14 protein-coding genes are annotated in these 15,049 nt (G+C 72.5%); 7 read left to right on the top strand and 7 right to left on the bottom strand.

Annotated features, from left to right (window positions below; all coding sequences use genetic code 11):
* Positions 1-98 precede the first annotated feature (98 nt).
* Positions 99-695, top strand: a complete 597-nt coding sequence (locus L0P92_RS05815; RefSeq protein ID WP_234761426.1) for a TetR/AcrR family transcriptional regulator — start codon at positions 99-101, stop codon at positions 693-695.
* A gap of 18 nt (positions 696-713) precedes the next feature.
* Here L0P92_RS05815 and L0P92_RS05810 read toward each other — a convergent pair whose 3' ends face one another.
* Positions 714-1,280 (bottom strand): GlcG/HbpS family heme-binding protein, encoded by a 567-nt coding sequence (locus tag L0P92_RS05810; protein WP_234761425.1) that lies wholly within the window; start codon positions 1,278-1,280, stop codon positions 714-716.
* Positions 1,281-1,514: 234 nt separating this feature from the next.
* Here L0P92_RS05810 and L0P92_RS05805 point away from each other — a divergent pair, with 234 nt between their 5' ends.
* Positions 1,515-2,738, top strand: coding sequence for a sensor histidine kinase (locus tag L0P92_RS05805; protein WP_234761424.1), 1,224 nt, complete (start codon positions 1,515-1,517; stop codon positions 2,736-2,738).
* Positions 2,735-3,379: a response regulator gene (locus L0P92_RS05800; RefSeq protein ID WP_234761423.1), complete on the top strand. Its 645-nt coding sequence runs from the start codon at positions 2,735-2,737 to the stop codon at positions 3,377-3,379. The genes L0P92_RS05805 and L0P92_RS05800 overlap by 4 nt, the downstream gene beginning before the upstream one ends.
* Before the next feature lie 50 nt (positions 3,380-3,429).
* On the opposite strand, the gene L0P92_RS05795 is transcribed toward L0P92_RS05800, so the two are convergent.
* The 4 genes from L0P92_RS05795 to L0P92_RS05780 all read right to left on the bottom strand — a co-directional run bounded on the left by L0P92_RS05795 (position 3,430) and on the right by L0P92_RS05780 (position 7,042).
* Entirely contained in the window at positions 3,430-3,873 is a 444-nt protein-coding gene (locus L0P92_RS05795; RefSeq protein ID WP_234761422.1) for a subtilase-type protease inhibitor, read from the bottom strand.
* A gap of 353 nt (positions 3,874-4,226) precedes the next feature.
* Entirely contained in the window at positions 4,227-4,679 is a 453-nt protein-coding gene (locus L0P92_RS05790; RefSeq protein ID WP_234761421.1) for a hypothetical protein, read from the bottom strand.
* 28 nt (positions 4,680-4,707) lie between these two features.
* Positions 4,708-5,544 carry a DUF1206 domain-containing protein gene (locus L0P92_RS05785; RefSeq protein WP_234761420.1) on the bottom strand — a complete coding sequence of 279 codons (837 nt, stop codon included), beginning with the start codon at positions 5,542-5,544 and terminating at the stop codon, positions 4,708-4,710.
* A 73-nt stretch (positions 5,545-5,617) separates the two neighbouring features.
* A complete protein-coding gene (locus L0P92_RS05780; RefSeq protein WP_234761419.1) occupies positions 5,618-7,042 on the bottom strand; it encodes a Gfo/Idh/MocA family protein in 1,425 nt (474 codons plus the stop codon).
* Between the two features lie 364 nt (positions 7,043-7,406).
* Here L0P92_RS05780 and L0P92_RS05775 point away from each other — a divergent pair, with 364 nt between their 5' ends.
* Genes L0P92_RS05775 through L0P92_RS05760 form a run of 4 tightly spaced genes read left to right on the top strand, consistent with a single transcriptional unit; the run spans position 7,407 to position 11,310 of the window.
* Positions 7,407-8,180 (top strand): thioesterase II family protein, encoded by a 774-nt coding sequence (locus tag L0P92_RS05775; protein ID WP_234761418.1) that lies wholly within the window; start codon positions 7,407-7,409, stop codon positions 8,178-8,180.
* Complete coding sequence (locus L0P92_RS05770) at positions 8,177-9,766, top strand: MFS transporter (protein WP_234761417.1); 1,590 nt, start codon at positions 8,177-8,179, stop codon at positions 9,764-9,766. The genes L0P92_RS05775 and L0P92_RS05770 overlap by 4 nt, the downstream gene beginning before the upstream one ends.
* A gap of 42 nt (positions 9,767-9,808) precedes the next feature.
* The gene (locus L0P92_RS05765; RefSeq protein ID WP_234761416.1) at positions 9,809-10,099 is read left to right on the top strand and encodes an acyl carrier protein; all 291 of its coding nucleotides are present in this window, start codon (positions 9,809-9,811) and stop codon (positions 10,097-10,099) included.
* On the top strand, positions 10,096-11,310 hold the full coding sequence (locus L0P92_RS05760) for a beta-ketoacyl-[acyl-carrier-protein] synthase family protein (protein ID WP_234761415.1): 1,215 nt from the start codon (positions 10,096-10,098) through the stop codon (positions 11,308-11,310). The genes L0P92_RS05765 and L0P92_RS05760 overlap by 4 nt, the downstream gene beginning before the upstream one ends.
* 52 nt (positions 11,311-11,362) lie before the next feature.
* Here the strand turns inward: L0P92_RS05760 and L0P92_RS05755 are convergent, their stop codons facing one another.
* Together L0P92_RS05755 and L0P92_RS05750 are read right to left on the bottom strand one after the other, a co-directional pair.
* Positions 11,363-11,869, bottom strand: a complete 507-nt coding sequence (locus tag L0P92_RS05755) for a GNAT family N-acetyltransferase (protein ID WP_234761414.1) — start codon at positions 11,867-11,869, stop codon at positions 11,363-11,365.
* Positions 11,870-11,950: 81 nt separating this feature from the next.
* Positions 11,951-14,902 carry a type 1 periplasmic-binding domain-containing protein gene (locus tag L0P92_RS05750; RefSeq protein WP_234761413.1) on the bottom strand — a complete coding sequence of 984 codons (2,952 nt, stop codon included), beginning with the start codon at positions 14,900-14,902 and terminating at the stop codon, positions 11,951-11,953.
* Between the last annotated feature and the right edge of the window lie 147 nt (positions 14,903-15,049).

The following is a 15,049-nucleotide window of genomic DNA, read 5'->3' as shown; positions in this document are numbered from 1 at the left end:
TCCGGTTGCATCGACCGATCTCCCTGCATCGACCGATCCCCTGAATTGACCGATCAGTAAATTACCGTCGGGTCATATCGTTGGCTAGGATGCGTCACATGGGCAAGGCCGGAACCAAAGGTGTCTCCCGCGCCGACCGGGAGCGGCAGATCATCGACGTGGCGGTGGAGGAGTTCGGCAGAAACGGCTACGCGGGCGTGTCCGTCGCCGCCGTCGCCCTGCGCGCCGGCATCTCCAAGCCGCTGATCTACACCTACTTCGACTCCAAGGACGGCCTGTACGTCGCCTGCGTCCACCATGTCGGCGCCCTGCTGGTGGACTCCGTGGCCGCCGCCCGGTCCCGCAGCGGATCGACCGGGCACGCCGTCGACACCCTCACGGCGCTCTTCACCGCGGTCGAGCACTGCCGGTACGCCTGGTCCGTCCTCTACGACCCCGCTCTCCCGCCGGCCGGCGAGACGCGCGAGGCCGTCAACCTCTACCGCGAGCGCCTCGCCGCCATGGGCGCCGCCGGTGCCGCGCAGTTGCTGGCCGGAGCCGGAGACGACGACCCGCTCGACCATGAACTCCTCAACCACGTGTGGCAGCACGCCGTCACCGCCGTCATGCGCTGGTGGTTCGAACACCCGGACCAGAGCACGGCCCAGATGATGGCCCGCTGCGCCCGCCTCCTCACGGCCCTGGGCACCGGCTGACCCGGGCGCGCCGGACGACTAGCGAGCGACCGCGTCCGCCCCCGCCTGCGCGAACTTCTCGTCCAGCGCGCCGGACGGTGCGCCCGCGACACCGATGCCGGCGATCGGCGCCTTGTCGGCGGTGACCGGGACGCCGCCCGCCAGGAACAGGGTGCCGGGGATGTCCTTCAGGTTCGGGGCCTGCTCCAGGCGCTCGGCCAGCTGGGAGGTGGGGGCGTTCCAGGCGACCGCGGTGAACGCCTTGCGCTCGGCGGACTCGTACGACTGGGGGCCGGCGCCGTCGCCGCGCAGGGTGACGATCGTGTTGCCGTTGCGGTCGACGACGGCGACCGTGACGCGCTGGTTCTCCTTCTCGGCGGCGTCGAGCGCGGCCCGCGCGGCCTTGGTGGCGGCGTCGATCGTCAGGTGGGTGGAGGTGGTGGTGGCCCGGTCCGGGGCGACGGCCGAGGTGGCGGCGGACGTCGTGGCGGGCGCCGAGGCGTTCGCGGACACCGCGCCGAAGCCGGCCAGGGCGACGACGGCGAGCACGGCACCGCCCGTGGCGACGCGGGCACGGCGGGAGAGGTTCTTGTGCACTCGGTTCATGGGTCGGTCGACTCCTTCGGTGGGCGGGCGGCCCGGTTGCCGCCCCGCTTCGTCCGCTCTCCACCCTCGGCCCGGAACCGGGCCCCGACGGTCGACGTTCCGGCTGCCTCCCGATCGCGCGACGGACGACAGTGGTGTCATCCGATCGGTTGACCTGCCCGGCCCTCGGACCGGGCCACAATGGAGGTGTTTGCCCAGTTCAGAGCGCGCGAGCCGGAAGGGAGGCGACCCCGTATGGGAAACCGGTCGTACGAACCGGACACCGTGGAGACCCGGTGGCTCGGCGCCGTGATGCACGCGGCGTTCTTCCTGCTGCTCGGCGGAGCGCTCGCCCGGTTCCTGCTGCGCCACCCCGGCGAACCGCGCACGCCCTGGATCATCGCGCTGTGCGCCGTCCTCACCGTCCTGCACCTGCTCGGCCCCAGGGCCGGTGACCCGGGCCCGCGCCCCCGCCGACGGCACACGGCCTGGCTGGCGTCGGTCGTCGTGGTGTGGATGATCCTGGTCGTGCTCGCCCCCAGCTTCGCCTGGTGCGCGGTGCCCCTGTTCTACACCGGCCTGCGCACCCTGCCGCCGCGCGCCGCCCTCGCGCTCGTGGCGCTCCTGACCGTGTTCGTCGTCGCCGCACAGGTGCAGCTCGCGGGCCGTTTCGACCCGAACCTGGTGCTCGCCCCGCCCGCCGTCGCCGCCCTCGCCACCGCCGTCTTCCTGCAGATGGAACGGCACACCGCACGCCAGCGCGTCCTGATCGACGACCTGATCCGCACCCGGCACGAGCTCGCCGCCGCCGAACGCCGCGAGGGCACCCTCGCCGAACGCCAGCGGCTGTCCATGGAGATCCACGACACGCTCGCCCAGGGCCTGTCCAGCCAGCGGATGCTGCTCCAGGCGGCGGACCGGGTGTGGGACACCGAACCGGACAAGGCCCGCGCCCATGTCCGCACCGCCGCGTCCGTCGCGGAGCACAACCTCACGGAGGCCCGGCGCTTCGTGCACGACCTGGCCCCCGCCGACCTCGCCCGCGGCGGCGGCCTCGCACAGGCCCTGCGCGCCCTGGCCGCACGGGAGTCCGGCTCCGGACCCGGTTCCGGCGGGCAACTCGCCGTACGCGTCCACATCGACGACGACGGCCGCCTCCCCGAACTGCCCGACCGGGTCCAGTCCGCCCTGCTGCGCATCGCCCAGGGCGCCCTCGCCAACGTCCGCGAACACGCCGGCGCCGACCACGCCGCCCTCACCCTCACACTCCTCGACGACACCGTCGTACTCGATGTCACCGACGACGGCGACGGCTTCGACCCCACCGCGCTGCCCGACGCCCCCGGCACGGAACGCGGCCACGGCCTGCCCGCGATGCGGGCCCGGCTGCGCGCCCTCGGCGGCACCCTGACCGTCGAGTCAGCCCCCGGCGAGGGCACCGTCCTGTCCGCCGCCGTCCCCCTGGAGGCGCATCGATGACCCCCGACCGCGCCGCTCCCGTGCGGATCCTGGTCTGCGACGACCACGCCGTCGTACGGGCCGGACTGCGCGCCCTGCTCGACAGTGCCCAGGGCATCGAGGTCGTCGGCGAGGCCGGCACCGGCGAGGAGGCGCTCGCGCTGGCCGCGAAGCTCACCCCGGACGTCGTACTGATGGACCTGCAGCTCGGCGAGGGCATCGACGGCGTGGAGACCACCCGCCGCCTCACCGCCGCCCCCGGATCCGCGACCCACGTCCTGGTGCTGACCACGTACGACACCGACGCCGACATCACCCGCGCCATCGAGGCGGGCGCCACCGGCTATCTGCTCAAGGCCGAACGCCCCGACGAGCTCTTCGCCGCGATCCACGCCGCCGCCGAGGGCCGTACCGCCCTGTCGGCACCGGTCGCCGGCCGTGTCATGGCCAACCTGCGCCGACCCCGCCCCACCCTCACCGACCGCGAACGCGACATCCTCGCCCAGCTGGCCCGGGGCATCGGCAACCGCGACATCGCCCGCGCCCTGTACATCAGCGAGGCCACGGTCAAGACCCATCTGCGGCGCATCTACGACAAGCTCGGCGTCGACACGCGCGCGGGCGCCGTGGCGGTGGCGAAGGAGCGACGCCTCCTGCCGTGACCCGGAAGGGGCGGGCCGCCCGTCCGTGTGCGCCCCGCCCTTGTTGTCGCTCAGAAGGCAAATGCCGCGGCCCCCTGAGTTTCCTTGATGCAGGGATTGGCGAAGGTGTGCTCGTAGTTTATCCGTGTACCACGCCATACCCCTTGAACCGTGACGACAATGGGGTTGTATTCCCTGGTGCAGGGTTGCCCCGCGTCATTCCCGCGGAGGGTGGCCAAGCGGTCGAGATCCCCGTTCACACGGTCCAGGTCCGCACAGGCCTGCCGCGGATCGGGGTGCGTTCCCGAAGTGGTGTACGCGCAGTTCACCGTCACGGCGCGCTCCGGCGTCGTGGTCGCGGCCTTCTCCCCGTGGCCGGTGGTCATGACCAGCGCCGACGGGGCGTACAGCGAGGCGGGGGCGGCGGGCGCACTGTGCGCGGGCATGCTCGTGGAACCCGCCAGTGCCGTGGCCAGCAGTGCTCCTGTCATTGCCCGGCGCGTCATTGGTCGCATGGTGCGACTCCCTTCTGTTCGCGGTGTTCGATGCCTCGAAGTACCCGCCTTGTCGCTGTCGTCTCAGGAGGCTAGAGCCGAATTCTGTTCCGGCACTGGAATTCGGACCCCATTGCCTATTCAATCAGTGGCCTGATAGGTCGGCCGGGTCGTGGGGTCGAGGAGGTGAGAGGTATTTCTTTCTGATCGTCGGCCGAAGGGATGGCCGAGGTGCCGGTGCTGTGAAATGGCCGGAAAACCGTGAGCGGGTGGTCGGCCGGAGGAGATGGGCGCGGACACGCCGAGCCCGAGGCCACCGGAGGGGCTCACCCTGGCGGCCTCGGGCTCGGCGCTGTGGAGCGGGGCTTCGGCGGTCAGAAGTCGGTGGGCAGTCCGCTCACCTCGGCGATGCCCCGGAGTTCCTCGGTCTGCCGGTGCCGTTCTCTGATGTAGTCGGCGATCTCGCCGAGCCGGGCGGGGTCGGAGGCGGTGGTGGCGTCGGTGACGATCCTGACCGGACCGGTCTCCTCGACGTCGATCTCGATCACTTCGTTGTCCAGGCGGCCGGTGACGGCGGTGGCGATGACGAGGGCGGCCTCGTCACGGACCTCCTGGGGCAGCTCGTCGGCGGCCCCCGTGTCGAGCGCGAGGTCGTGACTGGAGAGGCGTTCCTCTTCGATCGCCTTCAGGACCGGTTCCACCGCGCGCAGCAGGAGGCGGTAGTCCTCCGTGTCCATCCGGATGCGCAGGAGGTCCAGGTACACGTCCACGGCCCGGCCGTCACCATGCGCCCGGCCGTCGCCATGCGGAATCTCGGAATCGCTCATCCGCTTCGTGTTCCCCACCAGGCGCGACTCAGACGCGCCGCCAGCGGGCCATGGCGAAGGAGAACACCCCGAACAGCACCAGCCCGGCCGCGACGCAGGCCAGCAGCCAGGGGCCCAGAGGCGTGTCGGCGAAGGTACGGAGAGTGTCGTCCAGTCCCTTGGCCCGTTCGGGTTCGTAGTCGACGGCCGCGCGGACGGCGAAGACTCCGGCCACGGCGAACACCAGCCCGCGGGCGGCGCCGCCGACCACGCCGGTGACGTCCACCAGCCGCCGGGTCCGGCGGCTCATCCGCCCGAGCCGCAGCTCGTCGTGGTACTTGCGCAGAACCGCCCGTACGGCGATCCAGCCGCCGGTCACGATGACGGCGATCCCCGCCGCGCCGACCAGCCACTGGCCGGCGGGGACCTCCAGCGCCCCGGCGGTGGCGTCCCGGGAACGCTGGTCGCTGGACCCACCGCCGCCGTCCTGGCTCGCCGCGAACGACAGCACGGAGAAGGCGACGACGACGTAGAACACGAACCGGACCGCCGCCCCCAGCCGCTTGCGCGCACTGCGGCCGTCCTGCCCGACCGAGCCGAAGACCGCCTCGGACAGCCGCCACAGGGCCATGCCGACAAGCCCGACGCCCAGTGCCCACAGCAGCACCGCGCCGAACGGCTGCCGCGCCAGTTCAGCCAGCGCCCCGTCGCGGTCGGCCTGCTCGCCCGTGTCGCCGAAGGCGACCTGCAGCGCCAAGGCGCCGACCAGCAGATAGATCACACCCCGGGCCGAGAGACCGGCCCGGGCGGCACCCTCGACGACCGAACCCCGCGCCACCCGCCGCGCCCGAAGACGTCCGGTCCGTGCCGACACACCCGTGTCCATCGAGACCTCCAGGCCATCCGGATGCCCCGGCTGGACCGCCACAATCCCCCGGCCCGCTTCTGCGCGGTGCCCCTCAGCCGACGGGCGGCATGTCCGTGTGGCTGGAGTCGAGCCCGGGACGTTTGCCGGCCCAGGCCCCGCGGGTGAAATCGGGGATCTCGACCGGGCGGCCGTCCCTCGCCAGCGACGCGGCGCTCAGCGGGACCGCCGCGCACCAGGCGGCCGAGTCGTACACGTCGATGTCGGGGACCAGTCCGGCGCGCATCAGCTGGACGGTGCGCCACTGCAGGACGTAGTCCATGCCGCCGTGCCCGCCGTTGTTCGCCGCGTCGTCGCCGACCTTCCGCCACAGCCAGTGGTCGTACTCCTTGCGGTAGTCGGCGAAGTCGCGCCAGGTGTGGCCGGCGTGGTCCGGTTCCAGATAGACGCGTGCGCCGGTCGGGGAGGGCCCGGCGTAGTCCTCGACGATCCCGCGGCTGCCGGCGAGGGTGTTGATCCTGCTGTACGGGCGGGGCGAACTCACCTCGTGCTCGGCCCGGATGACCCGGCCCCGCTCCGTCTCGATGAGGCAGGTGACCAGGTCGCCGTTGATGTACGTCTCCTTCCAGGACGGATGGTCCCGGGGCATGAAGCGCTCGCGGTAGTCGGCCAGGCCCTTCGGCGCGGTCGCGGTGGCGCGCAGGGTCGTCATCCGGTCGCCGCGGTTGATGTCCATGGCCGCCGCGATCGGGGCCAGCCCGTGCATGGGGTACAGGGACGCGGTGCTGCGGGTGTGCCACAGCCGCCGCCAGGAATCCGTGTAGTACGTGTCGGAGAAGAGGAGTTCCCGCAGGTCGTGGCAGTAGCCGCCGTGCCCGTCGGTGATGTCCCCGAACACGCCGGCGTGCGCCATCCGCAGCATGGCCAGCTCGTTGCCGCCGTAGCTGCAGTTCTCGGAGAGGAGCAGGTGCCTGCGGGTGCGCTCGGAGGTGTCGACGAGGTCCCAGAGCTGGCGCAGTTCGGTGGCCACGGGCAGCTCCACCACGGCGTGTCTGCCGCTGAGCAGCGCCGCCCTGCCGTGCTCGTGGTGGAACTCCCAGGGCGTGGCGACGTACACCAGGTCGATGTCGTCGCGCCTGAGCATCCGGGCGTAGGAGTCGGCTGACCCGCCGTACTCGGCGGGGCGGGGCTCGCCCTTGTTCTCCAGCCGGTCGGCGGCGCTTCGCGCGCGGTCGGCCCGGATGTCGCAGACGGCGGTCACGGTGCAGCCCGGTACGGCCGCCCATCCCGTGATCATGCCGCCGCCACGGTTGCCCAGGCCGATGACGCCGACGCGGACGGTTCTGTGGACCTCGAACGGCACGCCGATCATCGACTTCTGCCCGGGACGCCGGGCGGGCGCCGGTCCGGTAGCGGCGGACGCGGCCGGTGCCGCGGCGGTCATCCCGGCCGCGAGCGCGCCGGTGGCGACGGCTCCGCCCAGGAGCAGTCGGCGTGAGACAGCGGGGGTTTCGGACATGACGACAACACTCCTCGTGAGGTGGCTTGCATCACTGCCGGTGCACTGTCGGGACGTGGGGTCTGTCGGGGCATGACTCTGCGGGCTTCACGAGTGCATGTCAATATGTGCTCGATAGAAAGCAGTTACGAGCACGATCGAGCATCAGCGGGGCTGGTTGACAGCTTGTCAGGAGCGGGCCGTCGCACCGCCTTGACGCCCGTTGATGCCTCATTTCGGTGAATGTCGGTCGGCCTGCGGCGTGCTGATCTCCTGTCAGCGGTCGGCAGGCGAAACGATGAACCCCGACTCCCGACCCCCAGCCGCGGCGCCGGGGGCTGCCTGGAGACCACGCGTGTACGGCGAGCGGATGTGGGCGGTTTGCGTGACTGGCGGACTGACGCGGGTTGTACTGCAGGAGCGCCCCGAGGCGGCGGTGCGGTTGTACTGCCTGCCGCCGGCCGGCGCCGGAGCCGGGTTCTTCGCACCGTGGGCGGGTCTGGTACCGGCGTGGGCGGAGATGTGCTCGGTGAGCCTGCCGGGCCGGGGCAGCCGTACGGAGGAGCCGTCGCTCACGGACACGGCCGCCGTGGCCGCGCTGGTCGCCCGGATCGTGGATGACGACGCCGATCCGCGGCCGTTCGCCCTGTTCGGGCACAGCGTGGGCGCCCTCGTGGCCTTCGAGGCGGTACGGACCCTGCGGGCCTCGGGCGGCCGTCTCCCGCTGTGGATGGGCGTGTCGTCGCTGCGCGGACCGCAGGACGGCGCGTATGCGAGGGGCCTACTGCCGCTGCTGATGGGAGGACTGGAGGGCGTGGCCCAGCTGGTGGGCGGGCCGATCCCGCAACGGCTCCTGAAGGACCCGGTGTTGATGGCGGTCGCGTGCACGCCGCTGCTGGCCGACTGCCTGCTGCTGTTGCACCACCGCCACCGCGACGAGCCTCCCCTGGAGGTGCCGCTGGCGCTGTACGGAGGCACGCAGGACCCGACCACCAGCGAGCGGCAACTGCTCGAATGGAACGAGCTGTTCAGCACGGCGGCCCGGCCCCGGCTGTTCGACGGCGGCCACATGTACATGCACGGGCAGACGGAGGCCCTGGTACGGCAGGTGGCGGCCGACCTCGGCGCGGTGGCCCACGAGGCGGTGCCCGCCGTATGACGGCGCACCCCCCTCGACAGGCGGACACCGGTGTCCGACGGGGTTGGGCGGCGGGGGTGGTGTGCCTCGGGCTGTTCATGCTCGGCATGGACCTGACCGTCCTCAACGTGGCCGTGCCGCAGCTGCGTGAGGCCCTGGACGCGACCACGGCACAGGTGCAGTGGATCGTCGACGGCTACGCGCTGATGCTGGGCGGCAGCGTCCTGGCCGTCGGAGCGGTGACCGACCGGTGGGGCCGCCGGCGCTGCTTCGTCCTCGGGGTGGCCGTGTGCGGCGCGTCCTCGGTCGGCGGGGCGCTGGCCGGCGAGCCCTGGCAGGTGATCGCCTCGCGGTGCGGCATGGGAGCCGGGGCGGCGCTGCTGATGCCGGCCACCCTGGGGACCCTGCACCACATGTTCCCCGAGCCCGAGTTGCGGCGCCGCGCCATCGCCGTGTGGGCGGCGGTCGGAGGGCTCGGCGGGCTGAGCGGTCCGGTGATCGGCGGCTGGCTGGTCGAGCACGCCTCGTGGCGGGCCGCGTTCTGGATCAACCTGCCGCTGACCGTGCTGATCATCACGGCGTCCTGCCTGTTGGTCCCCGAGTCGCGCGCACCACGGTCGGCCGCCTTCGACGCCGTCGGGGCGCTGCTGTCCACCGCCGGGCTGCTGGCCCTGGTCTGGGCGATCATCGAAGGCCCGCACAAAGGCTGGACCAGCGCACAGGTCGTCACGGGGTTCGCGCTCGCCGGATTGATCCTGGCCGCGTTCCTCGCCTGGGAACGGCATGTGCGGGCGCCGATGCTGCCGTTGCGCCTGCTGGCCAGGCCCGGCATCGGAGTCGCCGCCGCGGCCCTGGCGCTGATGTCCTTCGCCCTGTTCGGCGCCCTGTTCGTCCTCACCCTGTACTTGCAGGGCGTCCTCGGCTACAGCCCGGTCGAGGCGGGGGTGCGCACCCTGCCGTTGCCGGCCGGGCTGGCCGTGGGCGCGGCGGCCGCCGTCGCCGTCCAGCGCCGACTGGGGATCAGGGCCACCGTGGTGAGCGGGCTGCTCGTGGTCTCCGTCGCGCTCTGCGTCTGGGCCACCACCACGGCTCAGTCCGGCTACGGGCACTGCGCGCTGTTCCAGACGATCGCGGGCGTGGGAGCCGGGCTCGTGGCGGCGGCGGGCACCGAATCGGTGATGGAGTCGGTGCCGACCGAGCAGGCCGGCCTGGGCTCCGCCATCAACGACGCGACACGGCAGGTCGGTTCCGCTCTCGGCGTGGCCGTGCAGGGCTCCCTCCTGACGGCCGTGTTCACCGCCCGGTTCGTCGAGGCACCCGCCGTGACGGCCACCGTGCCCGAGGTGGCGGACGCCGCACGCCACAGCCTGCTCTCCGTACCGGACCAGGTCGGCCTCCTGCCGCCGGCCGAGCGCATGGCCGTGCTCTCGGCAGCTCGTGACGCGTTCATCGACGCCATGACGCTCACCGCGACGACCGCGGCGGCCGTCGTGCTGCTGACCGCCGCGGCCGCCGCCCGCTGGCTCGCCCCAGGCACCGCGCCCCTGCCACCGGCGCACACCCGACCGGGACCCCTGCCGGAAGCGGGGACGCCCCTTTCCGACTGACCCATCCACATCGCTGACCCGCCCACAGTTCTGGAGGCACGCATGGCGACGACCCTGGACACCATCACCCAGGTGCTCACGGAGACCTTCCCGATCGACGCCGCCGACATCACCCCCGAACGGACCTTCGACGACCTCGGCCTCGACTCGCTGGCCCTGCTGGAGATGGGCCTGGCGGTCCAGGAGAGCACCGGCATCACACTCAACGACACCGAACTGCCGAAGACGGTCGGTCAACTGGTCACCCTGCTGGACGCCGCGCAGGCCACCACCGCCCAGGCCGACACCGCACCGGTCGGCCCGGCCTTGGCCGCCACGGACAACACCGCATGACCCGTGTCGCGATCACCGGCCTGGGCATCGTCAGCCCGGCCGGCCTCGACGCGGACAGCACCTGGCAGACCCTCCTGAAGGGCACCTCGACCGCACGCCGTGACGAACAGCTGGCCGGGCTGCCCGTCGACATCTCCTGCCAGGTACCCGACTTCGACGCCCGCCGGCTGGTCGGGTCGTCCGCCTGGCGGCTTGACCGGTTCACGGCCATGGGCCTCCTCGCCGCCCGCGAGGCCCTCGCCGACGCCCGCCTGGACCCACGGGACTGGGAGCCGCTCCGCGTCGGCGTCGTGATCGGTTCGGGCACCGCCAGCATGGAACGCTACGGCCGCGAGTTCGCCAAACTCGCCGACGACCGGCCCCTGGACATCTCCCCGCTGGCCATCCCGCGCAGCGTGCCGAACATGTCCGCCGCCGAGATCGGCCTCGACACCGGCGCCCGCGGACCGAACTTCACCGTGTCCACCGCCTGCGCGTCCGGAGCCACCGCGATCGGCGTCGCCCGTGACCTGCTGCGCGCCGGGACGTGCGACATCGTGCTCGCGGGCGGCGCGGAGTCCGTACGCCACCCCATCCCCGCCGCCTGCTTCCACCGGATGGGCGCCCTCTCCCAGCGCACCGACGACCCGGCCCGGGCCAGCCGTCCCTTCGACTCCGCCCGGGACGGCTTCGTCCTGTCCGAGGGCGCGGCCGTCCTCGTCCTCGAACGCTCCGACCACGCCCGCGCCCGCAGCCTGCGGCCACGCGCCCACCTGGCCGGATACGCCGCCACCTGCGACGCCCACCACTACGCCGCCCCCCATCCGCAGGGCCGGGGCGCCGCCGAGGCGCTGCTCGCCGCACTCGCCGACGCCGCCCTGGAACCCGCCGACATCGGACACGTCAACGCCCACGGCACCGCCACTAGTCTCAACGACCTCGCTGAAGCCCGCGCGCTCAACACCGTGTTCGCCGCGCCGCCACCCGTCACATCCCTCAAGGGGGCGATCGGCCACGCGATCGGTGCCGCCGGCGCCATCGAGGCGGCCGTCACCGTCCTGACCCTCCAGCACGGACTGATCCCGCCGACGGCCAACCACGAGGACACCGCCCTCGACATCGACCTCGACGTCGTCGCCAAGGCCCCGCGCACCACGCACGCCACAGCCGCCATCAGCACCTCCTACGGCTTCGGAGGGCAGAACGCCGCCCTGGTCCTCACGACCTGCTGAGTGACGGCCGGCCGGCCCGAAGGCGCGGTGGCGCGCCCCGCGTCCGGCCGGGTCAGATGCCGAACGGTGCGGCGTAGCGGACGGTCCCGCTGGGCAGCGGGTGTCCGGCGTCCAGGGTGAGGGCCATCAGGGCCTCGTCGGGTACGTCGATGGTCAGGCCGATGCCGTGCGTGGAGGCGCGGGTGAAGCCGAACCTCGGGTAGTAGGCCGGATGCCCCAGGACGACGACGTAGTGCTCGCCCATCTCCTCGGCGGCCGCGAGAGCGGCGCGGATGGCCGCCGAGCCGGCCCCGCTGTTCTGCCACTCGGGCCGCACGGCGCACGGGGCCAGACACAGGGCCGGGGTGTCGCCGATGTGGCAGCGGGTCAGCAGGGCGTATCCGACGGGGTGGTCGTTCTCGTCCGTGGACACGAGGGACAGGCCCTCGATCCAGCAGGGGTCGGCACGCAGCGCGTCGACGAGGTCGGCCTCCAAGGGGGTCTCGAACGCGGACAGGACGATGTCACGGACGGCGGGGATGTCGGCGCTGGTCTCAGCGCGCGTGATCCAGTTGCGCATGATGGATGAGGATCCGTTCCCAAGTGGTGTTCGTGCGGGTGCTCCGCCGGCTCACGCTACCGGCGGCCCGGGACGGCGTGGTCACTCTTCGCGGCACACCGTGTCCTCGTCGGCGCCCTCGCGGCCCGGCGGCGCGGAGAGCGGCTCGTCACTGCCGGCCGGCCGACCGCACACGGTGACCGACCGCACCTTGTGGCCGCGGTAGGTCACCCGCACGATCTTGTAGCCGTGGCCCCGCTGGTCGGCGTAGGGCTGGCTGCCGGCGAAACTGACCGTGCCGACCGGCAGGTTCGGATTGGGCCGCCAGCGCAGGTCCGCCCAGGTCTCCGGGGCGGTCTGCGGGGCGTCGCCGTTCTTCGAGGCCCGGTAGAGGACCGCGGTGGCGCTGTAGGCCAGTACCGACTGACCGCTGGAGAACAGGGCGTCGTCCCAGGGCTGTGCGGGATCGGCGAGCGCCGTCGCCGCGGTGCCGGCGGGGAGCAGGTCGGCGAGCACGTCGTGGGCGTCCTCGTAGAAGCCGGCCGCGCCGACGAGGTCCATCGGTGCCAGCGCGAAGTGGTAGAGGGTGACCTCCGAAGGGATGCGCAGGCTCTCGCCCTCGTCGTAGTTGCTCTTGGCCAGGTCGTCGCCGGTGAACACGGTGATGGGCCGGCCGGAGCAGCCGGGAGTGGAGCCCAGTTGGGACATCAGGTTGGGCACGTCCTCCACCCGGCCCGCGAAGTACAGGGCCCTGGGGACCGGGTCGCTCGCGCAGATGTCCTCGACCGGGTCGGTCAGTTCGGGTTCGCCGTTGGGGCTCAGCCGGTAGGAGTGGGAGGGCAGCGGCTCGAAACCGGCCCGGTCCAGCATCTGCTTGCCCACTCTGGCCTGCTCGGTCGTGTAGAAGTCCTTCTCGCTGCCGACCTTGCGGGCCAGCACCACGGCCCGGGCCCCGTCCTCGCGCCGGGCGAGCTGCCGGGCGACGACCAGCAGCGCGTTCGCCTCCTCCTCGTCGGTGGCGGCCAGACCGAACCAGTTCGACAGCTCCCGCGCCAGATGGCTGCCGGAGTTGGTGGTGCTCACCACGGGCAGGCCCGCGCCCTTGAGGATCGCCACCGCGTCGTCGCTCTCCGTGGTGTCACGCCCCAGACCGACGACACCGACGACCGACCGGTCGCGCCGGGCCAGGTCCGCTATGTGCCGTGCCATGGGCAGCACCTGGAGCATGTTCTGGCCGGCGTTGGCGAGCAGCACCCTTATCTTCGTCGGCTGATGGGTGCTGACGTTGGCGTAGTGCTGGTAGAGGTAGACGCCCGTGATCTCCTCCAGGCCCTTGCGGGTGTCGGACTCGTCCGCCGCCGTGACCGGGCCGGCGTAGACGATCGTCACGTACTTGTCCTCGGGGCCGATGTCCGCGTTCTCGGCCCTGATCGCCCGCTCGACTGCGTCGAAGGTGACGCCCTTGCCGGCCCCGTACAGTTCCAGCCCGTTGCCCGCGGCCAGCCGAACGTCCCCGGTCGCGACGCCCACGCACTCGCCGCCGACCAGAACGGAGTCCGTGTTGGAGCCGACCAGCCGGCCCTGGCAGTAGCGCTGGGCCATCCACCGGTTGCCCAGGAAGCCCAGGCCCAGGGCGATGGCGAGGACCACCGCGAGGCAGGGCCGGGACCACAGCAGCCAGGCTGCGGTGCGGCGGATCCGGGTGGTGGAGTGCTGTGCAGAGTGCCTGCGGCGCAGCTCCTCGGCGGACAGCGGTATCCACAGGATCCACGGCAGCGCGGCCGAGCGCCCGGGGGACTGCCCGACGTTGAGGCCGGTCACCCACTCCTGGTACCGGGCGTCCGCCGCGAAGGCACGCTCCGGATCGTCCGGCTCGGGCCCGTCGGGCCGCGCTGCGGCGAGCCGCCCCGGGTCCTCGGAGCCCGGCGGCCGCAGGCGCTCGGCGGCCGGGATCGCGGCCAGCACCAGCAGCGGGTCCACCTCGCTGCGGCGGGTGCGCACATTGCTGATCGCCCGCAGCAACAGCAGCCCGCCGTCGTCCTCGGTGGCACACGGCAGATACACCACCGGCGGCACCGTGCGCTTGCGACGGCGCAGGTCGAGCGTCCGCGGCCGGAAGTTCTCGCGGAGGTCCTCCAGCAACGCCAGCACGCGTAGCTCCAAATGGAACTGACGTGCCGTCACATCACCGGCCCGGGCCGCCACCACCTGCTGGGCGACGGCGAAGGCACGGCCGCGGATCGTCTCCCACGACTTCGTCGGCCGCCATCTCGACCATTCGGCGGCCTCCGGCCGGTCACTCGAAGGCGCCAGGAACGTGGTGGTCGCGAACCACCGGCTGGCCCGGCGCAGCCACAGCAGCGGCGGCGCGCTGCGCGCCAGCAGGTGCACCACACCGAACGCCGCCAGCGCCAGGGCGCCGCCCCACACGGCCGTCTGCCACCCGCCCTCGCCCAGCAGCACGCTCAGGCAGGCGATGAACATCGCGCCCACGAAACCCGACGGGTTCACCACCGCACCGACGGTGTCCGACAGCGCCGAGACCCGCCTTTCCTCGTCGACGCCGTCCGGATCGCGCTCCGGCCGCCAGCGCAGCTCGGCCAGCCGCCGCATCAGCCGTTCGCGACGCTGGGCGGCCGACCACACCGTGCCCACGTCCCCGCCGACCTCCGGCGCGGCCTGCTCGATGGCCCGCAGCAGTCGCGAACGCGGAAAGGCGAACGCCTTGTACTGCGACTGGCTCTGGTTGTCCCAAGGGTGCTCGCACAGCTGGCGCACCATGTCGATCGCCGAGGAGTACGCGTCCGCGCCGCCCCCGCCGTCCAGCCGCTTGGCGATCAGCCCCCGCGGCTGATGGCCCTGCCGGACGAACTCCACGACCTGCGCGACACGCCGGTCCAGGGTGCCGGTCGCGTCCTCCTCGCCCGCCTGGAGGACCACCAGCGGCGTCACCGGCGGGTTGTCCCGGAAGTTGTCGATGAGTCGCCTCATCAACTCGAACACCGCGTCCGCCGCCTCTATCCCGGCGCTGCCGCTCCATGCCTCTCTCGCCACTCGCTCCGCCCCCGTCGCATCCGCCCGAACCGGCACCGCCGGATCCGAAGCTGATACCCACACCGAAACCCCCTGCACCGCACGGACATCGGATTCTCACGAGGGTTTCCGTGACACGCACGCCGTCTCCCGCGCCGGGACCGGCGT

The organism is Streptomyces muensis (assembly GCF_021474425.1).
Classification (GTDB): domain Bacteria; phylum Actinomycetota; class Actinomycetes; order Streptomycetales; family Streptomycetaceae; genus Streptomyces; species Streptomyces muensis.
Note: the sequence above shows the minus strand (reverse complement) of the source record. Positions and strands in the feature narration are given on the sequence as shown.